The 19,160-nt window shown below is 64.6% G+C and carries 21 protein-coding genes; 7 read left to right on the forward strand and 14 right to left on the reverse strand.

The window, feature by feature from the left end:
* Window positions 1-115 precede the first annotated feature (115 nt).
* Together NX784_RS17125 and NX784_RS17130 are read right to left on the reverse strand one after the other, a co-directional pair.
* Window positions 116-1,054 (reverse strand): GlxA family transcriptional regulator, encoded by a 939-nt coding sequence (locus NX784_RS17125; protein WP_258817900.1) that lies wholly within the window; start codon window positions 1,052-1,054, stop codon window positions 116-118.
* Window positions 1,055-1,072: 18 nt separating this feature from the next.
* Window positions 1,073-1,978, reverse strand: coding sequence for a DMT family transporter (locus tag NX784_RS17130; RefSeq protein WP_258817901.1), 906 nt, complete (start codon window positions 1,976-1,978; stop codon window positions 1,073-1,075).
* A 96-nt stretch (window positions 1,979-2,074) separates the two neighbouring features.
* On the opposite strand from NX784_RS17130, the gene NX784_RS17135 reads away from it, so the two are divergent.
* The 4 genes from NX784_RS17135 (at window position 2,075) to NX784_RS17150 (ending at window position 4,427) form a co-directional block, all read left to right on the forward strand.
* On the forward strand, window positions 2,075-2,563 hold the full coding sequence (locus tag NX784_RS17135) for a MarR family winged helix-turn-helix transcriptional regulator (RefSeq protein WP_258817902.1): 489 nt from the start codon (window positions 2,075-2,077) through the stop codon (window positions 2,561-2,563).
* Window position 2,564: 1 nt separating this feature from the next.
* Window positions 2,565-2,846, forward strand: a complete 282-nt coding sequence (locus NX784_RS17140) for a hypothetical protein (RefSeq protein ID WP_258817903.1) — start codon at window positions 2,565-2,567, stop codon at window positions 2,844-2,846.
* A gap of 29 nt (window positions 2,847-2,875) precedes the next feature.
* Window positions 2,876-3,712 (forward strand): HDOD domain-containing protein, encoded by an 837-nt coding sequence (locus NX784_RS17145; RefSeq protein ID WP_258817904.1) that lies wholly within the window; start codon window positions 2,876-2,878, stop codon window positions 3,710-3,712.
* 196 nt (window positions 3,713-3,908) lie between these two features.
* Window positions 3,909-4,427: a porin family protein gene (locus NX784_RS17150; protein WP_258817905.1), complete on the forward strand. Its 519-nt coding sequence runs from the start codon at window positions 3,909-3,911 to the stop codon at window positions 4,425-4,427.
* Between the two features lie 222 nt (window positions 4,428-4,649).
* Here NX784_RS17150 and NX784_RS17155 read toward each other — a convergent pair whose 3' ends face one another.
* The 4 genes from NX784_RS17155 to NX784_RS17170 all read right to left on the reverse strand — a co-directional run bounded on the left by NX784_RS17155 (window position 4,650) and on the right by NX784_RS17170 (window position 7,189).
* Window positions 4,650-5,039 carry a hypothetical protein gene (locus tag NX784_RS17155; RefSeq protein WP_258817906.1) on the reverse strand — a complete coding sequence of 130 codons (390 nt, stop codon included), beginning with the start codon at window positions 5,037-5,039 and terminating at the stop codon, window positions 4,650-4,652.
* A 189-nt stretch (window positions 5,040-5,228) separates the two neighbouring features.
* On the reverse strand, window positions 5,229-5,678 hold the full coding sequence (locus NX784_RS17160) for a hypothetical protein (protein WP_258817907.1): 450 nt from the start codon (window positions 5,676-5,678) through the stop codon (window positions 5,229-5,231).
* A 250-nt stretch (window positions 5,679-5,928) separates the two neighbouring features.
* On the reverse strand, window positions 5,929-6,492 hold the full coding sequence (locus tag NX784_RS17165) for a DUF4304 domain-containing protein (RefSeq protein WP_258817908.1): 564 nt from the start codon (window positions 6,490-6,492) through the stop codon (window positions 5,929-5,931).
* 241 nt (window positions 6,493-6,733) lie between these two features.
* Window positions 6,734-7,189, reverse strand: a complete 456-nt coding sequence (locus NX784_RS17170) for a fasciclin domain-containing protein (RefSeq protein ID WP_258817909.1) — start codon at window positions 7,187-7,189, stop codon at window positions 6,734-6,736.
* A gap of 144 nt (window positions 7,190-7,333) precedes the next feature.
* On the opposite strand from NX784_RS17170, the gene NX784_RS17175 reads away from it, so the two are divergent.
* Window positions 7,334-8,320 carry a MerR family transcriptional regulator gene (locus tag NX784_RS17175; protein WP_258817910.1) on the forward strand — a complete coding sequence of 329 codons (987 nt, stop codon included), beginning with the start codon at window positions 7,334-7,336 and terminating at the stop codon, window positions 8,318-8,320.
* A 212-nt stretch (window positions 8,321-8,532) separates the two neighbouring features.
* On the opposite strand, the gene secF is transcribed toward NX784_RS17175, so the two are convergent.
* The 5 genes from secF to queA all read right to left on the reverse strand — a co-directional run bounded on the left by secF (window position 8,533) and on the right by queA (window position 14,269).
* Window positions 8,533-9,555, reverse strand: coding sequence for a protein translocase subunit SecF (gene secF / locus NX784_RS17180; protein ID WP_258817911.1), 1,023 nt, complete (start codon window positions 9,553-9,555; stop codon window positions 8,533-8,535).
* 12 nt (window positions 9,556-9,567) lie between these two features.
* Window positions 9,568-11,457: a protein translocase subunit SecD gene (gene secD / locus NX784_RS17185; protein ID WP_258817912.1), complete on the reverse strand. Its 1,890-nt coding sequence runs from the start codon at window positions 11,455-11,457 to the stop codon at window positions 9,568-9,570.
* A gap of 54 nt (window positions 11,458-11,511) precedes the next feature.
* Window positions 11,512-11,844, reverse strand: a complete 333-nt coding sequence (gene yajC / locus NX784_RS17190) for a preprotein translocase subunit YajC (protein ID WP_258817913.1) — start codon at window positions 11,842-11,844, stop codon at window positions 11,512-11,514.
* A gap of 237 nt (window positions 11,845-12,081) precedes the next feature.
* On the reverse strand, window positions 12,082-13,221 hold the full coding sequence (gene tgt / locus NX784_RS17195) for a tRNA guanosine(34) transglycosylase Tgt (protein ID WP_258817914.1): 1,140 nt from the start codon (window positions 13,219-13,221) through the stop codon (window positions 12,082-12,084).
* Between the two features lie 4 nt (window positions 13,222-13,225).
* On the reverse strand, window positions 13,226-14,269 hold the full coding sequence (queA, locus tag NX784_RS17200) for a tRNA preQ1(34) S-adenosylmethionine ribosyltransferase-isomerase QueA (RefSeq protein ID WP_258817915.1): 1,044 nt from the start codon (window positions 14,267-14,269) through the stop codon (window positions 13,226-13,228).
* Between the two features lie 154 nt (window positions 14,270-14,423).
* Between queA and recG the strand changes: the two genes are divergently transcribed.
* Window positions 14,424-16,508 carry an ATP-dependent DNA helicase RecG gene (recG, locus tag NX784_RS17205; RefSeq protein ID WP_258817916.1) on the forward strand — a complete coding sequence of 695 codons (2,085 nt, stop codon included), beginning with the start codon at window positions 14,424-14,426 and terminating at the stop codon, window positions 16,506-16,508.
* Between the two features lie 90 nt (window positions 16,509-16,598).
* Here recG and NX784_RS17210 read toward each other — a convergent pair whose 3' ends face one another.
* From NX784_RS17210 to NX784_RS17220, 3 genes are all read right to left on the reverse strand, one after another.
* Window positions 16,599-16,871, reverse strand: coding sequence for a hypothetical protein (locus tag NX784_RS17210; protein WP_258817917.1), 273 nt, complete (start codon window positions 16,869-16,871; stop codon window positions 16,599-16,601).
* Window positions 16,872-16,902: 31 nt separating this feature from the next.
* Window positions 16,903-17,238, reverse strand: a complete 336-nt coding sequence (locus NX784_RS17215; RefSeq protein ID WP_258817918.1) for a hypothetical protein — start codon at window positions 17,236-17,238, stop codon at window positions 16,903-16,905.
* A gap of 123 nt (window positions 17,239-17,361) precedes the next feature.
* A complete protein-coding gene (locus tag NX784_RS17220) occupies window positions 17,362-18,042 on the reverse strand; it encodes a DJ-1/PfpI family protein (protein WP_258817919.1) in 681 nt (226 codons plus the stop codon).
* Between the two features lie 85 nt (window positions 18,043-18,127).
* On the opposite strand from NX784_RS17220, the gene NX784_RS17225 reads away from it, so the two are divergent.
* Entirely contained in the window at window positions 18,128-19,123 is a 996-nt protein-coding gene (locus NX784_RS17225) for a GlxA family transcriptional regulator (protein WP_258817920.1), read from the forward strand.
* Window positions 19,124-19,160 lie beyond the last annotated feature (37 nt).

Below are 19,160 nucleotides of genomic sequence, written 5' to 3' on the forward strand. Positions count from 1 at the left end.
GCGCCGAGCGATCCATTATAGAGAAGCCAAACCTTGCCGTTCTTTCCAAACTGCGACAGGCATTTTCATTTTTGGACGAGCAACTTTTAAAGATGCTTGAAAAACAATGAAATTGTTATTGGCTGAGCTTGCGCTGACGCTCTTCGCGGGGCGTGTTGCCGAACAGGGCGCCGAAGGCCGTGGAGAAGTGGGAACCGGACGAGAAGCCGCACATCAGCCCCACCTGCACGATGGAGTGGTTGGTGTCGCGCAGCAGCTGGCGCGCCCGTTGCAGGCGCAGTTCGAGGTAGTAGCGCGACGGCAGGCTGCCCAGGTATTGCTTGAACAACCGCTCCAGCTGGCGGCGCGATACCCCGGCCAGTTGCGCGATGTCGTCGGTCGACAGCGGTTCCTCGATATTCGCTTCCATCAGCGTGACGGCTTCCGTCAGCTTCGGCTGCAGCACGCCGAAGCGGGCCTGCAACGCGACGCGCTGGCGCTCGTCCGGGCCGCGCACGCGGTCCACGCACAGGATTTCCTTCACCTGCGCCTGGACTGTCGCGCCGAACAGCAGGTCGACGAGCGTCAGCGCGAAGTCGATGCTCGCAGCGCCGCCGCAGCACGTGACGCGAGTGCCGTCGATCTCGTACAGGTGCGGGCTCAGCAGGGCCTGGTCGGCGCGCATGTCGACGTCGGGATACAGCGACCACGGCAGCGCCGCGCGCGCACCGTTCAGCGCGCCCGCCTCCGCCAGCCAGAGCACGCCGGCGCCGACGCCGCCCCAGCACGGCGCCGCGCGGCAGCGGGCGACGACGGTACGCAGGTTGGCGGGTCGCAATGCGACCTCGGCCTCGTCCGCGACGAGCAGCACGAGGTGCCACAGGCGCTGGTCGGCCGTGAACTTGTCGGGCGTGCGCACGTCCACGTGCAGGCGCTCCGGCCCCAGCAGCTTGGCCGCCAGCCGCAGCGGCTGCACGAGGCCGGACCACGTCAGCGCATCCGGTTCGCCCGCATGCACGAGCAACACGCGCAGCGGCGCCTCCTGCGCAAGGCGGGACAGTTCAAGCGGCTGCATCGATACGAACTGGGGTCATCACTCGGGGGCGAGCACGGCGGGCGGCCGGCTCTCGGCATTCCATTGGCTGACAATCATACCGGAGATCAACAATGCGGCGCCGACCCAGCCGCGGGCACCCATCGCCTCCCCGAGCCAGAAATACGCGAAGAACGCGGCGCCGCCGGGCTCGAACGCATAGATGACGGCCGCCTCGTTGGCGCTCGTGCGCGCCTGGCCCCAGGTCTGCATCGAGATGATGGCGGCCGTGCACAGCACGCCCAGGTAGGCGACGTTCAGGGCGTAATGTGCGAGCCCGTGGCCGATATGCGCCCAGTAATTCGCGGCCTCCTCGACGCCGTGAGGCACCTCGCGCGCGACCAGCCACAGCGCGGCGCACAGGGCGACTGTGCCGATCTGCGCGGCCGTCACGCTCATCAGCCGCACGGCGCGGCGCGTGTAGATTTCCATGACCTTGATGTACGCGCCGAACGTGAGCGCGGCCAGCAGCGCGAGGGTGTCGCCGCGGCCCCAGCCGCCACCGCCATCCCAGCATAGCGCGACGAGCCCCGCGATCGCGAGCAGCAGCGCGACGACGATGCGGCGCTCCGGCAGCCGGCCGCCCAGCAGACCCAGCAATGGCACGACGAGCACGTTCAGGCCGCAGATGAAGGCGTTGCGGTTCGACGTCGTCAGCGCGAGGCCTTCCACCTGGAACAGGTAGCAGAAGAACAACAGCAGGCCGAGCGTCGCACCCAGCATCAGGTCCGACCGGCGCGCGCGCCAGAGGAAGGGCGAGAGCAGGACGGTCGCGATGGCGAAGCGCGTCACGATGATCCAGACGGGCGAAAAATAAGCGGTCAATTCCTTCATCGCAGGAAACGTCGTCCCCCATACGAGGACGACGACGACGAGGGCGAGGATGCCGCGCAGATGCTGGGTCATGAAAGTGACACGAGTTCGGGAAGATTGCTATGGTAACGGACGCGGCGGCAACGATGAAGACTGGGGCCGGCGCGCGCTGGCGGCTATAATCGTTTCATGGGTGAACGATATCTGAAGAGTGTGCGCCTGCTGGCCGAATGCCTGCAAGGATTCGAGCGCTTCGTTGCCGAACCGGTGCGCAGGCACGGGCTGACGCATCCGCAATTCGACATCATCGCCACCCTCGGCAACACGCCGGGCATGACGTACAAGGAACTGGGCGAGCGCACCCTGATCACGAAGGGCACGCTGACCGGCGTCATCGACCGCCTCGAACAGAAGGGCCTGGTGGAACGCGTGCGCAAATGCGACGACAAGCGCTCGTTTCTCGTGCGTCTGACGGCGACCGGCGATACCCTGTTCCACACGGTCTTTCCGGCCGTGGTTGCGCACGGCAAGCTGCTGTTCGCCGATTATGGCGACGGCGATTTCGAACAACTGGACCACGCGCTGCACCGCCTGCGCACCCGGCTCGACGCGCCGGACCTGGCGACCGCGGTGCCTGGCGAACTCCGCGCGGGGCATGTCCCCGCCGACGAAAGATGACATGAAGACTGCCCTGATCGAAGGCAAAAAGCCTCCCCATTTCGACAAACACATCATCGGCAACCTGTTGCTCGACGTGGCCCCGCCCGCCGAAGTGCGCGACGAACCGATGGTGATCGGCGTGCGCAACGACGCCGGCGACATCTACCGCGTGATCGGTGCCGCCACGCTGAACAGCTTCATGAATGCCGTCGAGGAATTGTTCGACCTGGGCCTCAGCGACGAGCTGCAGGACAAGGAAGAGCAGAAGGACGGCTGCGACGCCATTTTCAGCGAACCCTGACGACCTGCCCGGGGGTATAATTTTTTCCCATGGACAGAATCGACGCCCTCAAGAGCATTGCCGCGCAAGCCGGGCGCGGCGACCTTCATTTTCCGACCCACGTCGACGCGACGCTGAAGCTGCAGCGCGCGCTCGCCGACCCCGACTGCCACATCGACGAAGCGGCGCGCCTCGTCCAGACGGAACCCCTGCTGGCCGCACGCACCGTCGCCATCGCCAACTCGGCCGCCTATAACCGCTTCGGCAACGACGTCACCAACGTCAAGGCGGCCGTCGCGCGCGTGGGCTTCCGCACCCTGGGTGCGCTCGCCGCCGCCGTCATCGTGCGCCAGCTCGCGGGCGAAATCCACGACCCCGAGCTGCGTGCGAAAGCCGACCAGTTGTGGCTGCACTCGACCCACGTGGCCGCGCTGTCCCAGGTGATCGCGCGGCGCGTGTCGTTCGTCGATCCGGAAACGGCGATGTTCGCCGGCATCGTGCACGAGGTCGGCGGCTTTTACCTGCTGTCGCGTGCGGTCGAATTCCCGGGCCTGCTGGACGGCGGTGCCGACGAGTGGATCGAACATGGCGAGACCGCGATCGGCCGCGGCGTCCTCCTCAAGCTGGGCGTGCCCGCCCCCGTCATGGGCGCCATCGAAGCGCTGTGGAACGGCATGCGCGCCCTGCCTCCGGAAACGCTGGGCGACACGCTGCTGCTGGCCAACGACTTGGCGCCCGTCGCCTCGCCGCTGCTCGAACGCGATCCGGGCGTGAGCGGCGTGCAAGTGGGCGCCACCATTGACTTCGCCGTCGGCGAAGGCACGCTCTCCTCGATCCTCGAAGAATCCGAGGACGAAGTCCACAGCCTCACGGCCGCCCTGGCCTGATCCCCTGCCCCTGCCTGGCATCGACCGCCCCATGCGGTCGGTGTGCTGCCGTACATATGTGACTTTTTAGTCATTTACTTTCATCTTGTTACATTCCTTACCGATTGAGAACTTCTCTTAGGGAAACATGGTGCTATCTTGGCCATATTGCGATTCACGACGAATCGCGAGCCCCGAGAACACTAAGGAGTGAACCATGAAAAAACTGCTGCTCGCACTGATCGCCACCTCCGCCGTCGCCGGCGCCGCCCAAGCCCAGACCAATGCACCGCGCGCCTACGTGGGCGTCGGCGCTGCCACGGCCAACAACCAGACCTCCGACAGCTACAAGACCGGCGGCAAGATCTACGGCGGTTACAACGTCGACCAGAATTGGGGCGTGGAAGCGGGTTACACGGACTTCGGCAAGGAAAACGTCGGCGCCGGTAACGTGAAGGGTTCCGGTACCTATGTCGCCGGCAAGTACAACGTCCCGCTGGGCGAGCGCTTCTCCGGTTACGGCAAGCTGGGCGTCGCTTACAACGAGCGCAAGTACGACAACGGCGCCGGTACGCACGTCAACAACTACGACACGGGCCTGTATGGCGGCGTGGGCGTCGAGTACAAGCTGAACGAGAACCTCGCCGTGAACGCCGAGTACGAGCGCTACGGCAAGGACAAGGCCTTCGGCGCCAAGGCCGACGTGTACACCGTGGGCCTGAAATACGGTTTCTAAGCTCCCTCCCCGGACCCGGCAACGGGTCTGCAGCACCGACGTCGTTCCTGCGCAGGCAGGGACGACGTTTTTTTTCGTCGTGCGTCCGGGTAGGCAAAAAAATGCCCGCTCCGAAGAGCGGGCCAAGTCCAAAACTAGGGATGTCCTGAAAGAGACGAGTTCATCTTAGTCCTCCGCTACCTTCGGCTCTGTGCGGTGATTCACATTTGTTAAATATTTTGACTAAAGGCGTGACAGGCCCGTTGCGCCACGAATCTCTGGTTCGTGCTTCGAGAAAACGCTGACGCAGGCGCCAGTCGTCACAACGATCCACTCCCGTTGCTGCTGGGTATAGCCCAAGCGTTTGTCTTCTTCCTTTGCCCAGCCACCATCGAGTACCTCAAGGACGGGATAGCCCGAAGGGAAGTCCTCGGCAATCCAATACTCGGCCAGCGAGACTTCGTCTAGAAGCCTGAAGCCGTCGACTTGGGAAAATATGATCTCGATCCCATCGTCATTGTTGCGGTTTCGAAGGACACGTATCGACAAGCGACCGTCGTAGACAACGGAGTGGATATCTGCGCCCCAGTCGAATTGCGCCTGGCAGCCAAAGGGTTTCGCTTTGATAGGCATGTAGGTCGTGTCTCGAAAGACTTGATGAGCGTGGCTAGACAGCGGTTACGGTAACGCGGGCGGTGCAGGCGTGTATGATCTCCTCGGGGTCGAGCCTTGTCTGCAAGTCCGGCATCTTGTCGAAACGGAAAAATCATGGACTGTCGCGACACGGGGTCACCAGCCGCCGTACACAAGTCTCAGACGCTATCAGTTGACTCTATAAATTACGTCATAAACATCGCGTATCGCTCCGGCAAGCACCACCATACTGAGGCCACTACGTTCCCAGAACATGAGAAAGAACGCCAGCCTATCGATTGGAGTTTGTTCGTCGATGCCGTGCAATTCACAGATTGTGGCTCTGATGCGTAGCACATCGGGCTCATCCGCTTGGTCTCGCCCTTCGATTTCACTCCAGAGTTTCACACGTGTGGTTGCAACGCTGCCTACCGTTGCTCTACCCGTAAGGCGGCTTTTGGCTACCGATACGGCAGCTTGAGCGCTGCTGGGTAGACATGCAGTAACTCGTTCCAGCGCGTCGAGCATGAAGCGTTGTGCATTCCCCCATTGTCCCGGATCGTCCAGGTTCACTGTGGCCGAAATTGCATCGAAAGGATCGCAACGGGACATTTTCAAATTCCTGAATAATCGAAGCATTCTACATTCTTGACCTTCCGCTTCTGGCCCAGGCTGTGTAAAAACGCGAAATCATGATGTTTTCAGGGGTCTCTTTACCATTCCCGACCTCGTGAAAACGCCGTAGCGAGCGTTTTGGAAGGCCGGGCGCCGCGGACGTCACGTCGGGCCTGCGTTTTTACACAGCCTGGGCCGTTAGCGGTCTCTGATGAATGCCCCCAACCGCCGCAAAACGGACGGCCGAAAACGTGCGTAGAGACCTACCCCACAATCAGTCAGAGTGCAGCGCTTGCCCAACCGTTTGAAGATCATGGATTAACCCAGTCGCATGCGGTCCCGCCAACGTCAGGCCACGCTCCACCAGGGCATGACTCATGGCGCTATGACCGAGGAAGGCGGCTGCCCTCGCTAGGTGTAACGCTGCTCTCGCAGGCAGCTTGCCAACGCTGTACTTTCGCAACAGCTCATCGACGGAGTCTTGAGCCATTGCCGTGCGGAGTTCGCGTACCGTTCCGAAGAATGCCTTCTGTTCCGCTTCAAGCTGACCTATCAATGCAAGACGCGCCTCGTCATTCAGATCCCAGTTCCATTCCTCGCCAACGCGTCTTCTCATAACGCATTCATATTCCTTCAGCGTGGACAACGCAGCGTCGCATTCGGCCGGGATGAACGTTGGCTGCGCGCCAAGGTTCACGTAAAAAACGTCACCTGAGCGACTTGCCTGAACGTTGATAACGAAGACGTAATCATCTTCAACCTTTCGGAAAGTCTGCCCTGACCCCTTGAAGCCAAGCGTCCGAATATGGGCGCCTAAGTATTGAAGAATTTCTTTCAATCCAGTTCCTAAAAGAGAAGGGAGGATTCCTTTACCAATGGCTCCTGGCCAACAGCGGGCGCCAACAAGATCCAGTGTACGAGGTTGTTGCTTGCAGAGCAACGGAAGGATGAGGACGCAATCCCATTCATGCGCCATCGCACCGCGCGCCGACCAACAAAAAAAGCGCCACCCGCAGGTGGCGCCAAGGGCTACCTCACCATGAAGTTCGCCCAACCAGACTGCTGTCGCGCTGCGCCGATCACTTCGGCATCAGTACCGTATCGATGGCGTGGATGACACCGTTATCTGCAGGAACGTCTGCCTGGATCACGGTGGCTTTATCCACGTGAACCTTGCCATTTTTTACGCTGAAGGTGAGCGGCGCGCCCTCGACCGATTTCACCATGCCCGGCTTGACGTCGGCCGCCATGACTTTTCCCGGTACCACGTGGTAGGTCAACACCTTGGCCAGCGCGGCCTTGTCCTTCAGCAGCGCATCGAGTTTCGCCTTCGGCACTTTCGCGAACGCCTCATCGGTGGGCGCGAACACCGTGAACGGTCCCGGCCCTTGCAACGTACCGGCGAGCCCGGCCGCTTCGACGGCCTTGACGAGCGTCGTGAAATTGCCTGCGGCCTGGGCGGTGCCGACGATATCGGCCGCGTGGGCGGCGGTGCAGGACAGGAAAAACGCGGAAACCAGCCAGAACTTTTTCATTGCTCACTCCTCCGTCGGATATGTGGGATGACAGTGCGGGAATGGATTTGACCCGCAACAGTTAACAATGTAGATGTGGCTTGGCGAGACGTCCACGATTTGAACCGATATAATCAACATATTCCAGTTCAATTCCGGTTCATCATGAGCGCCCAAGACGAAAAACAAGACGAGCACCCGGACGACATCACCTACCGCAGCGGCGTCGCGGCACGCCTGGCGGGCCTGTCCGTGGAAACGCTGCGGGTCTGGGAGCGCCGCTACGACCTGTCCGGGAGCCGGCGCTCCGCGCACGGCCAGCGCCTGTATTCGGCGGCCCAGGTGCAACGTCTCGGCGTGCTGAAGCAGTTGGTCGACCGGGGCCACCCGATCGGGCAACTGGCCCATTTGTCGATGGACGAGTTACGCACCTTGGGCGGCGGCGTGTCGCGCGACGGCATGCCGGCCAGGCCGATCGACGTCGTCGTCGTCGGCCTGGGCCTCGCGCGCCGGATCGCCGCCAGTCCGCGCGATACCGTGCCGTTGAACGTCCTGGCGAGCTGTTCGCGCTTCGAGCCGGCCGATTGCGCGCGGCCCGAACTGCGCGCCGACGTCCTGCTCGTCGAACTGGCCGAGCTGGACGAGCGGGCCATCCCGATGATCGAAGCGGCCAGCGCCGCCTTGCATGCAGTGGCCGTCGTCGTGCTGTACCGCTTCAGCTCGAGCGCCACGATCCGGGCGTTGCGGGAAGAAGGCTGGCTCGTCGCGCGCGTGCCGTCCGAGATGGGCGAACTGGTGCCGCTGTGCCGGCAAGCGCTGGAAGGACAACACTTGCCGCCGCGCACGGCAGACATGGTGCCGGCCGGCCCGCGCTTCGACGACGAGATGCTCGCCAACCTCACGGCAGCGAGCAGCAAGCTTGCGTGCGAGTGCCCGCGGCATATGGCGGAACTGCTGATGATGGTGGGAAGTTTCGAGCGCTACAGCGCGAAGTGCGCGTCGCGGAACAATGCGGACGCGCAAGTGCACGAGGACCTCAACCGCGCGGCCGGCCAAGCCCGCATGATCCTGGAAGCGGCGCTGGAGCGGCTCGCGCGCGCGGAAGGCATTCCGCTGCCGCCACCGCCGGAACCGCCTTCCCGACAGGCATAAAAAAACCCGCTCCTTGCGGGAGCGGGTGAAGTCCAAAACTAGGGATGTCCTGAAAGAGACGAGTCCATAGTACGGCAGCCTTGAGCGGGCACTCTGTGCGCTGCTTCACACAAAGAAAAATCTTCTATATCAAGGCGATCATCCTTTGACCGGCGCCACAAAAACAAAAGCCGCCGCGGCCAGGCCGGGCGGCTTTGTCGGGGCGGGCCGGCTTACACGACGGCGCCGTCCGTTTCATCCTTCGGCTTGACCGGCTTGATCAGATCTTCGCGCTTGACGCCCAGCCACATGGCGATGGCGGCCGCAACGAACACGGACGAGTAAATACCGAACAGGATACCGATGGTCAGCGCGACGGCGAAGTAGTGCAGCGTCTGGCCGCCGAAGAACAGCATCGACAGGACCATCATCTCGGTACAGCCGTGGGTGATGATCGTACGCGAGATCGTGCTCGTGATCGCGTGGTCGATGACCTGGGTCACGGACAGCTTGCGCTCCTTGCGGAACGTCTCGCGGATCCGGTCGAAGATCACGACCGATTCGTTGACGGAGTAGCCCAGCACCGCAAGCACGGCGGCCAGCACGGTCAGCGAGAATTCCCACTGGAAGAAGGCGAAGAAGCCCAGGATGATGACGACGTCGTGCAGGTTCGCGACGATCGCGGCGACGGCGAACTTCCATTCGAAGCGCACGGCCAGGTAGACCATCACGCCGATGACGACCATGATCAGCGCGTTCAAGCCGTTCTGCGCCAGCTCGTCGCCGACCTGCGGGCCGACGAATTCGACGCGCTGCAGGCTCACGACTTCCGCCCCGGCCGCGTTGACGCAGCTGGTGCGGGTGACGCTCTCGCCCTTGTCCGTGGTCTGCTGAACCTGTTTCGGCGAACCGGATTCCGCCGCGCACAGTGCGTTGAACACGGTGGCCGACGTCCCGGAACCGGCGACGTCCTTGCGGACCGGCAGGCGCAGCATGATGTCCTGCGCGGTGCCGAACGGGACCACTTCCGGCTGCTCATAGCCCAGCTTTTCCAGGCTGCGGCGGATCTTCTCCTGGTCGGCCGCGTGCGGGTAGCGCAGTTCCATCACCGTACCGCCCGTGAATTCGACCGAGAAATGCAGGCCTTTGGTCACCAGGAAGAACACCGCGGCGACGAAGGTCAGCGCCGAGATCACGTTGAAGATCAACGCGTGGCGCATGAACGGGATGTCCCGTTTAATCTTGAAAAATTCCATGTTCTACCCCGATTAACCTTTCTTGACGGCCGTCCCGGCCCCTGCGGCACCCGCATTCCACACGGTGCCGATGGCAATCTTGCCCAGTTTCTTCTTGCGGCCGTACCACAGGTTCACGACGCCGCGCGACAGGAACACGGCCGAGAACATCGAGGTCAGGATGCCGAGGCAGTGCACGACGGCGAAACCGCGCACGGCGCCCGAACCGAACACCAGCAGTGCCAGGCCGACGATGAGCGTGGTGACGTTCGAGTCGAGAATCGTGGCCCAGGCATGGCTGAAGCCGGCCGAGATCGCGGCCTGCGGCGTGTTACCCGCGCGCAGTTCCTCACGGATCCGTTCGTTGATCAGCACGTTGGCGTCGATCGCCATACCGAGCGCCAGCGCGATTGCCGCGATACCCGGCAGGGTCAAGGTCGCGCCCAGCATCGACAGCAGGGCCAGCAGGAACAGCAGGTTGCAGGCCAGCGCGATGACGCTGAAGAAGCCGAACAGCTGGTAGTAGATGATCATGAAGATCGCGATCGCCACGAAGCCCCACAACGTGGAATGCAGGCCCTTGGCGATGTTCTCGGCGCCCAGCTGCGGGCCGACGACGCGTTCCTCGACGAATTCCATCGGCGCGGACAGCGCGCCGGCGCGCAGCAGCAGCGCCAGCTCGGCGGCGGCCTGCGGGCTGGCCATGCCGGTCGTCTGGAAGTTCGAACCGAATTCGCTCTGGATGGTCGCAACCTGCAGCACGGAGTACTTGCCTTTTTCCTTCAGCAGCGTGGCCATGCGCTTGCCGACGCGCTCGCGGGTCATGGCGCGCATCTTGCGGCCACCCTCGCTGTTCAGCTCGATGCTCACGGCCGGACGCTGGTTCTGGTCGAAGCTGGCGACGGCGTTGATGACCGAGTCGCCGGTCGCGACGACGTCCTTCGACACGACGACCGCGCCGCCCGGGCCTTCGGTGAACAGTTCCGAATTCAGCGGGATCGCGGCGGACAGCTCGGTGCCCGGGGTGACGGTATCGTCGGTCACGCGGAATTCCAGCGTGGCGGTACGGCCGATGATGTCCTTCGCGTGGGCGACGTCCTGCACGCCCGGCAGCTGGACGACGATGCGGTCGCGGCCCTGTTGCTGGATCACGGGCTCGCTGACGCCCAGTTCATTGATACGTTTTCCCAGTGCCGCGATGTTCTGCTTGACGCCCTCTTCCACCACGCGCTGCAGCGCAGCCGGCTTCAGGGTGACGATCAGCTTCAGGTCGTTGCCGTCGGCGGCATCGGCGAATGCCAGGTCGGCATTCTGGCCGGCCAGCACGTTGTGCGCCTGCGTACGGGTGGCCTCATCGCGGAAATTGACCACGACGTTGTTGCCGACGCGGTCGATGCCGGCGTGGCGAATGTTCTTCTCGCGCAGCTCGCTGCGGACGCTGGACAGGACGCTCTTGATGCGGGTCTCCTGCACGGCCTTGGCATCCACCTGCAGCAGGAAGTGCACGCCGCCGCGCAGGTCGAGGCCCAGATTCAACGGCTTGGCGTGCAGCGCCTGCATCCACGCGGGCGTATTCTTGACCAGGTTGACGGTGACGATGTAGTCGGGGTCCGTCGGGTCGCGGTTCAGGTCGCGCTCGAGCGCCGCCTTCGCCTTGAACTGGGCGTCCGGCGTCGCGAAGCGCGCACGCACGGACGCGCTGTCGCCCGAACCGTCCAGACTCACGGCGTCGGCGGGGATGCCTTCGCGCTTGAGCGCATCTGCGACCTTGCCGGCCGTGTCGCTGGTGACCTTGACCGTCGCCTTGGACGTCGTCACCTGCAACGCCGGCGAATCGCCGAAATAGTTCGGCGCCGTGTACAGCAGGCCGACCAGTACTGCGACAAGGATCAGTATGTATTTCCAGAGGGGGTAACGATTCATGATGCTCCAGCGTTCAGGATCGGGCGGAGCGCGGCGCGGGCCGCGCGGCCGGCATTACAAGGACTTGAGCGTGCCCTTCGGCAGCAGCGCGGTCACGGCGTTCTTCTGCACGACCACTTCGGTACCGGCAGCCACTTCGATGTTGACATAGGTGTCGGTGACCTTGGTCACGCGGCCCAGCATGCCGCCGACCGTGATCACTTCGTCGCCCTTGGCCAGCGTATCCATCATCGATTTCAGCTCTTTCTGGCGCTTTTGCTGCGGACGGATCATGAGGAAATACATGACCACGAACATCAGGACCAGCGGGGCGAACGTGGTGAGGTTGCCCATCAGACCCGGATCGGCGGCACCGGCGGTTTGCGCGTACGCGTTGGAAATGAACACAAGGACTCCGATTGTATAAGTGAAAAAACAAGCGCTGTATTCTAGCACCGGCAAAGTGTCAACAGCCAGTTTCCCGCCATGTGGGAACGGCAATGCACGAATGCAAGAGTTATCGGAAAATTAATTTGGTGTGCATACGGCGGTTGGACGCGTGGACGGGAGACCCGGCTGCGCGCCCCGGTCCACCCTACCGTAGGGTGGACGGCTTTGCCGTCCACGCGTCCAACCAGCGGTCGATCAGACGCCGCGGGCGCGGTCCGCATTGAACTGGACGCGGAACTCATTGAACCGGTCCGCATCGATCGCGTCGCGGATCTCCTGCATGAGGTTCAGGTAGTAATGCAGGTTATGGATGGTATTCAGCCGCGCCCCGAGGATTTCCTTCGACCGGTGCAGGTGGTGCAGATAAGCGCGCGAGAAATTCTTGCAGCAGTAGCACGAGCACGACTCGTCCAGCGGCGCCTGGTCGTCCTTGTAGCGGGCGTTCTTGATCTTGAGGTCGCCGAAGCGGGTGAACAGCCAGCCGTTGCGCGCGTTCCGGGTCGGCATCACGCAATCGAACATGTCGACACCGTTCGCCACGCCCTCCACGAGGTCTTCCGGCGTGCCCACGCCCATCAGGTAGTGCGGCTTGTTCTCCGGCAGGCGCGGGCCAACGTGCTGCAGCACGCGCATCATGTCTTCCTTCGGCTCGCCCACCGACAGGCCGCCGATGGCCAGGCCCGGGAAGTCGATCTCTTCCAGGCCGGCCAGCGACTCGTCGCGCAGGCGCTCGTACATGCCGCCCTGGACGATGCCGAACAGCGCGTTCGGGTTCTCGCCCTTGTTAAATTCGTTCATCGAGCGCTGGGCCCAGCGCAGCGACATGCGCATCGACTTCGCCGCTTCCTCGGCCGTCGCGGGACGGCCGTCGATCTCGTACGGCGTGCACTCGTCGAACTGCATGACGATGTCGGAGTTCAGCGAGCGCTGGATCTGCATCGAGATCTCCGGCGACAGGAACAGCCGGGAGCCGTCGATCGGCGACGCGAACTTCACGCCCTCTTCCGTGATCTTGCGCATCGCGCCCAGCGAGAACACCTGGAAGCCGCCGGAGTCCGTGAGGATCGGCTTGTCCCAGCCCATGAAGCCGTGCAGGCCGCCGAACTTGTCCATGACGTTCGTGCCCGGGCGCAGCCATAGGTGGAACGTGTTGCCGAGGATGATCTGCGAACCGACTTCCTTCAGCTCGTTCGGCGCCATCGCCTTGACGGAGCCATAGGTCCCGACGGGCATGAAGATGGGCGTCTCGATGGTGCCGTGGTTCAGTTTCAGACGGCCGCGCCGCGCGTGCGACAGGCCGCTCGTGTCTTTCTTGAGGAGGGTGAATTCGAGCATGGGTTCAATTCTTGGTTGCGCGTGAGTGCGTCGTCAGCAGCATCGCGTCGCCGTAGCTGAAGAAGCGGTATTCGCTGGCGATCGCGTGCGCGTAGGCCTTGCGGATCTCGTCGTAGCCGGCGAAGGCCGAGACGAGCATCATCAGCGTCGACTTGGGCAGGTGGAAGTTCGTGATCAGGCGCGTGACCGTCTTGAAGGCGTAGCCCGGCGTGATGAACAGATTCGTGTCGCCGCTGCCGGCCACGAGTTCGCCCGACTGCGATGCCGATTCCAGCGCGCGCAGCGACGTCGTGCCGACGGCGACCACGTCGCGGCCGGCCTGCTGCGCGGCGCGCACGGCGTCGACGGTCTCTTGCGGGATCGTGTACCACTCGCTGTGCATCTTGTGCTCGGCGAGGTTTTCCACGCGCACGGGCTGGAACGTGCCGGCGCCCACGTGCAGGGTGACGTACGCGATGCGCACGCCTTTCGCCGCGACCTTCGCGAGCAGCGCCTCGTCGAAGTGCAGGCCCGCGGTCGGCGCGGCGACGGCGCCCGGTTCTTTCGAATAGACGGTCTGGTAACGCTGCTCGTCGAAGTCGTCGGCATCGTGCTCGATGTACGGCGGCAGCGGCAGGCGGCCGTGCGCTTCGATCAGCTCGAACACGTCGCCGTCGAAATGCAAGGTGAAGAATTCGCCGGCGCGTTCGCCGACGCCCACGTCGAATGCGTCCGCCAGGCGGATGCGCGAGCCGGCCTTCGGCGACTTCGACGCGCGCACCTGCGCGAGCACCGTGCGCGGGTCGAGCACGCGCTCGACGAGCACCTCGACCTGGCCCCCCGTATCCTTCTGGCCGAAGAAGCGCGCCTTCAGCACCCTCGTGTTGTTCATCACGAGCGTGTCGCCGGCGGCAAGCCGGTCGACGATGTCGGAGAAATGACGGTCGGTGATGCGGTCGCCGTCCAGTTGCAGCAGGCGCGACGCGCTGCGGTCGGGCAGCGGCACCTGGGCGATGCGCTCGGGCGGCAGGTCGAAGTCGAAGTCGGAGAGGGAGTACGTTTTGCTCATCTTGGCTGGGAAAAACTGGTGCCGGCGCCTTACAATACGGGCTACAGCGTGCGGCGAACCCATTATTTTACACCCGGATTTCAGCCGGCGGGCGCAGGCCATACCCGTTATGCGCAAATACTGATAAGCCGACAACACGCCCCAACGAACCGTCATGCCAGCCACGAATGCCAAACCGGCGGCCAACGCCGCCGCCAAGCCAGCACCGAAAAGCATCGAGAGCAAGCTCGCCAAGCTGGGCCTGCGCACGGACATGGATCTCGTGCTGCACCTGCCGATGCGCTACGAGGACGAGACGCAGATCGTGCCCATCCGCGAAGCCTGCCTGCGCGGCGGCCACGTGTCGCAGGTCGAAGGCGTCGTCACGAAGAACGAGATCGCCTACAAGCCGCGACGCCAGCTGCTGGTGACCATCGCCGACGAGACGTCCGATATCCAGCTGCGCTTCATGAATTTCTACGGCAGCCAGGTCAAGCAACTGGCCGAGGGCACGCGCGTGCGTGCGCGCAGCGAGGTACGGCACGGCTTCTTCGGCGCCGAGATGGTCCACCCGGTCTACAAGATCGTCAACGAGGGGGCGCCGCTGCCCAACTCGCTCACGCCCGTGTATCCATCCGGCGAAGGCTTGTCGCAGACCGTGCTGCGGCGCGCGATCGCGGACGCGATGAAGCGCGTGGACTGGACCGACACCGTGCCGCGCGCCGTGCGCGAGAAGCTGAACCTGGCCGAGTTCCAGCCGGCCGTCCGGCTGCTGCACTACCCGCCGCCGGACGTCGACGAGCATGCGCTGACGGAACGCAGCCACCCCGCGTGGACGCGTGTGAAGTTCGACGAACTGCTCGCGCAGCAGTTGTCGCTGAAGCGCGCGCAGCAGGCGCGCCGCGAAAAAGGGGCGCCGGTGCTGGGTGCGGTCGGCACATTGTCGTCGTCGTTTTTGGAAGCCTTGCCGTTCAAGCTGACCAACGCGCAGCAGCGCGTCGTCGAAGAAATCCGCCGCGACCTGCGCGAGGACTATCCGATGCAGCGCCTGCTGCAGGGCGACGTCGGCAGCGGCAAGACGGTCGTCGCCGCGCTCGCGGCCGCCCAGGCCATCGACAGCGGCTACCAGGCCGCGCTGATGGCGCCGACGGAGATCCTGGCCGAGCAGCACTTCCGCAAGATCGCCGCGTGGATGGAACCGCTGGGCGTGAAGGTCGCGTGGCTGACGGGCAGCCTGAAAAAGAAGGAAAAAACGGCGGCCAGCGAGATGGCGGAATCGGGCGAAGCGCAGCTCGTGATCGGCACGCACGCCCTCATCCAGGACTCCGTGCAGTTCGCGAAGCTGGGCCTCGTGCTCGTCGACGAACAGCACCGCTTCGGCGTCGGCCAGCGCCTCACCTTGCGCAACAAGGGCAGCGATGGGTTGGTGCCGCACCAGCTGATGATGTCGGCGACGCCGATCCCGCGCACGCTGGCGATGACGTATTACGCCGACCTGGAAGTGTCCGTCATCGACGAGCTGCCGCCGGGCCGCACGCCCATCGTCACGCGCGCCATCGACCAGAACCGGCGCGACGAAGTGATCGAGCGCGTGCACGCGGCCGCGCAGGAAGGCCGGCAGGCGTACTGGGTCTGCCCGCTGATCGAGGAATCGGAAGCGCTGCAGCTGCAGACGGCCACCGAGACGTACGAGACCTTGGCCGCCGCCCTGCCCGACCTCGTCGTGGGCCTCGTGCACGGCCGCATGAAGCCGGCGGAGAAGCAGGTGATCATGGACGCGTTTTCCGCGGGCGACGTGCACGTGCTCGTGGCGACGACCGTGATCGAGGTGGGCGTGGACGTGCCGAATGCATCGCTGATGGTGATCGAGCACGCGGAGCGCTTCGGCCTGTCGCAGCTGCACCAGCTGCGCGGCCGCGTGGGCCGGGGCTCCGCCGCCAGCGTGTGCCTGCTGCTGTATCAGAGCCCGCTGGGCCCCGTCGCCAAGCAACGCCTGATGACGATGCGCGAAACGACGGACGGCTTCGAGATCGCGCGGCGCGACCTGGAGATCCGCGGTCCCGGCGAATTCCTCGGCGCGCGCCAATCGGGCCAGGCCATGCTGCGCTTCGCGAACCTGGAGACAGACCAGTGGATCGTCGAGCAGGCGCGCGACGTGGCGGCGTGGCTGCTGGACTCCGACCGGCCCGAAGCCGAGGCGATTGTCGATGCGCACCTGCAGCGGTGGCTGGGTGGACGTGAGGAATTCCTCAAGGTTTGACGCGTACAAACGCACAGCGCATTGGAGCTCGTAGGGTCTGAAAAAAAATGGCCCGAGAACAGGCCATTTTTCATGGTGCCGGTACGCGGCTTACTTGGTCGGTGCCGGCGCCGTCGTGTCGGCCGCCGCATCCTTCTTCGCATCCTTCTGCTCCGTCGTGGCAACGGCCTTCTTGTGGCGCTTGACGACGCCCACGTGCTTCTTGCCTGCTTTCGGATCCTGCTTGTCGTGCGCGGCTTCGGCCTTCGCGACGGCCGGCGGCGTGGCCGAATCGGGCGCGGTCGGCGCCGCCGGGGCCGGAGTCTGGGCGAATGCGGCGGTGGCGAACAGGCCGGCGATCAGGGTGACGATGATGCGTTTCATGATGTTGGCTCCTGCGTGATATGGGTCGGAATTACTTGGCCGGCGCCGGGGTCACGGCGGCGACAGTGGTGTCCTTGGCGGCTTCGGTCTTGGCGGCCGCGGATTTCGCGGCGTGCTTCGTCTTGGCCTTCGCATGCTTGGCGGCGACCTTGGCGTCCTTGGCGTCCTTCGCATCGACCTTCGCTTCGGCCTTCGCTTCCTTGGCATCCGCTTTCGCTTCGACTTTCGCAGCCGTCTTGTCCTGCTTTGCCTCGGCCTTCACCGCGGCCGGGGCGGCAGCCTTCGGTGCCGGTGCCGGGGCGGGGGTCTGGGCAAAAGCGGCGGTGGCGAACAGACCGGCGATCAGGGCGGCGATGGTGTTTTTCATGATGAAGGGTCCTCGTAGTTTTGGGTTTGCGTGACCACGTTCGCGTGTCACTTGTACCTGAAAACGGCCCGCCCTGCCGGACTGTTGACGCGATTTACAAATGCTTACCAGCCTGACAAACGCTTACAGCTCGACCGTATTCGCCAGCACCGCCTCCACGCGCGCCAGCCGCGGCGCCACCATCGCGCGGTAGCGTGCCACCAGCTCGGGTCCCGCACCCTCGGGCGATCCGGCCGCGAACGGCGGTTGCGGGTTGTATTCGAGCGCCAGCTGGATCGTGCGCGCGACATCCTCGCCGGCCAGCTCGGCCGCCAGCGCAAGGCCGAAGTCGATGCCTGCCGTCACGCCGCCGCCGGAGATGCGATTGCGGTCGCGCACGATGCGCTCGGCCACCGGCACGGCGCCGAAGCGCGCGAGGAACGGGAGCCACATCCAGTGGCACGCGGACCGGTAGCCGTCGAGCAGCCCGGCGGCGCCCAGCACGAGCGACCCGTTGCACACGGACGTGACGTAGCGTGCCTGCCCGCCCTGGCGGCGCAGGAACGCCTGCGTCTCGGCGTCGCCGAACAGCTGCTCGATGCCGAAGCCGCCCGGCACGCACAGCACATCCAGCGGCGGGCAGTCGGCGAACGTCGTCGTCGGATTGATCGTGAAGCCGACGTCCGTCGGCACCGGGTCGCGGGTCTTCCACACGAGGTGCATCTGCGCGCCGGGGACGCGGCTCAGGATCTGGGCGGGACCGGTGAGGTCGAGCTGGGTCACGTGCGGGAACAGCAGGAATCCGATGTGCAAGGCAGTGGGCATGGCAGGCTCCGTCGATGAAAGATGACGCCATTCTAGGAAGCGGCTAGCATTGGCAGCAATGTCAATCTTTTGTCGAATCCTGCCAATGCCATCCAGACTCCGCCTGGTCGCCCTGCTCGCCTTCGAGGGCGTGCAGGTGCTCGACGTCACGGGACCGGCCGCCGTCTTCGGCGCCGCCAACGATGCTGCCGTCCACCTCACCGGCCGCCCGTTCTACCGCCTCCACATCCTGTCGCCGCAGGGCGGTCACGTGACGAGCAACTGCGGCCTCGCGCTCGTGACGGCGCCGGTGGCCAACGTGCGGCCGGGCGCGCTGGACACGGTGCTCGTCGCGGGCGGCAGCAAGCGCGGCCTGCAGGCGTTGGCGCAGGACGCGGCTACGCAGGAATGGCTGCGGCGCGCGTGCGCGCGTGCGCGGCGCTACGGGTCCGTGTGCACGGGCGCGTTCGCGCTGGCGGCATGCGGCCTGCTGGACGGCAAGCGCGTCGCCACGCATTGGGAAGCGACCGATATCCTCGGCCGCACCTATCCCGACGTCGAGGTCGACGCCAACGCGCTGTACGTCGAAGATGGCCGCGCGTGGACGTCGGCCGGCGTCACCACCGGCATCGACATGTGCCTGGCGCTCGTCGCGCGCGACCTGGGCGACGCGGTGGCCAACGCGATCGCGCGGCGCCTCGTGCTGTACGCGCGGCGGCCCGGCTATCAATCACAGTTCAGCACCGTGCTGGCGGCGCAGGAAAAGGCGGACGCGCCGTTCGCCGGCCTCGTCGACTGGATCCGCACGCACCTGGACGACGCGCTGGACGTGGCCAGCCTGGCGGCCCGCGCGGGGATGTCGCCGCGCACGTTCCACCGCCGCTTCACGGACGCGCTGGGCGAGACGCCGGCGCGCTTCGTCGACACGCTGCGCCTCGACCACGCGCGCCGCCTGTTGCAGACGACGGTGGCGCTGAAGACGGTCGCCGCGCAGTCGGGTTACGCGACGCCGGCCCAGTTGTCGAAAGCCTTCGCGCGCCGTTTCGGTATGAGCCCAGGCCTGTTCCGCGCGATGCACCGCGAGGGGCCGCAGGCGCAATAAAAAAGCCCGCATGGCGCGGGCTTTTCGGAGGGGCTGC

Source organism: Massilia pinisoli, from assembly GCF_024753285.1.
Lineage (GTDB): Bacteria > Pseudomonadota > Gammaproteobacteria > Burkholderiales > Burkholderiaceae_D > Telluria > Telluria pinisoli.

Excerpts from the sequence above, each read along its gene's own strand:
- NX784_RS17125 (WP_258817900.1), bottom strand. The coding sequence starts at position 1,054 with ATGCAGCCGCTTGAACTGTCCCGCCTTGCGCAGGAGGCGCCGCTGCGC.
- NX784_RS17130 (WP_258817901.1), bottom strand. The coding sequence starts at position 1,978 with ATGACCCAGCATCTGCGCGGCATCCTCGCCCTCGTCGTCGTCGTCCTC.
- NX784_RS17135 (WP_258817902.1), top strand. The coding sequence starts at position 2,075 with ATGGGTGAACGATATCTGAAGAGTGTGCGCCTGCTGGCCGAATGCCTG.
- NX784_RS17140 (WP_258817903.1), top strand. The coding sequence starts at position 2,565 with ATGAAGACTGCCCTGATCGAAGGCAAAAAGCCTCCCCATTTCGACAAA.
- NX784_RS17145 (WP_258817904.1), top strand. The coding sequence starts at position 2,876 with ATGGACAGAATCGACGCCCTCAAGAGCATTGCCGCGCAAGCCGGGCGC.
- NX784_RS17150 (WP_258817905.1), top strand. The coding sequence starts at position 3,909 with ATGAAAAAACTGCTGCTCGCACTGATCGCCACCTCCGCCGTCGCCGGC.
- NX784_RS17155 (WP_258817906.1), bottom strand. The coding sequence starts at position 5,039 with ATGCCTATCAAAGCGAAACCCTTTGGCTGCCAGGCGCAATTCGACTGG.
- NX784_RS17160 (WP_258817907.1), bottom strand. The coding sequence starts at position 5,678 with ATGCTTCGATTATTCAGGAATTTGAAAATGTCCCGTTGCGATCCTTTC.
- NX784_RS17170 (WP_258817909.1), bottom strand. The coding sequence starts at position 7,189 with ATGAAAAAGTTCTGGCTGGTTTCCGCGTTTTTCCTGTCCTGCACCGCC.
- NX784_RS17175 (WP_258817910.1), top strand. The coding sequence starts at position 7,334 with ATGAGCGCCCAAGACGAAAAACAAGACGAGCACCCGGACGACATCACC.
- secF (WP_258817911.1), bottom strand. The coding sequence starts at position 9,555 with ATGGAATTTTTCAAGATTAAACGGGACATCCCGTTCATGCGCCACGCG.
- secD (WP_258817912.1), bottom strand. The coding sequence starts at position 11,457 with ATGAATCGTTACCCCCTCTGGAAATACATACTGATCCTTGTCGCAGTA.
- tgt (WP_258817914.1), bottom strand. The coding sequence starts at position 13,221 with ATGCTCGAATTCACCCTCCTCAAGAAAGACACGAGCGGCCTGTCGCAC.
- queA (WP_258817915.1), bottom strand. The coding sequence starts at position 14,269 with ATGAGCAAAACGTACTCCCTCTCCGACTTCGACTTCGACCTGCCGCCC.
- recG (WP_258817916.1), top strand. The coding sequence starts at position 14,424 with ATGCCAGCCACGAATGCCAAACCGGCGGCCAACGCCGCCGCCAAGCCA.
- NX784_RS17210 (WP_258817917.1), bottom strand. The coding sequence starts at position 16,871 with ATGAAACGCATCATCGTCACCCTGATCGCCGGCCTGTTCGCCACCGCC.
- NX784_RS17215 (WP_258817918.1), bottom strand. The coding sequence starts at position 17,238 with ATGAAAAACACCATCGCCGCCCTGATCGCCGGTCTGTTCGCCACCGCC.
- NX784_RS17220 (WP_258817919.1), bottom strand. The coding sequence starts at position 18,042 with ATGCCCACTGCCTTGCACATCGGATTCCTGCTGTTCCCGCACGTGACC.
- NX784_RS17225 (WP_258817920.1), top strand. The coding sequence starts at position 18,128 with ATGCCATCCAGACTCCGCCTGGTCGCCCTGCTCGCCTTCGAGGGCGTG.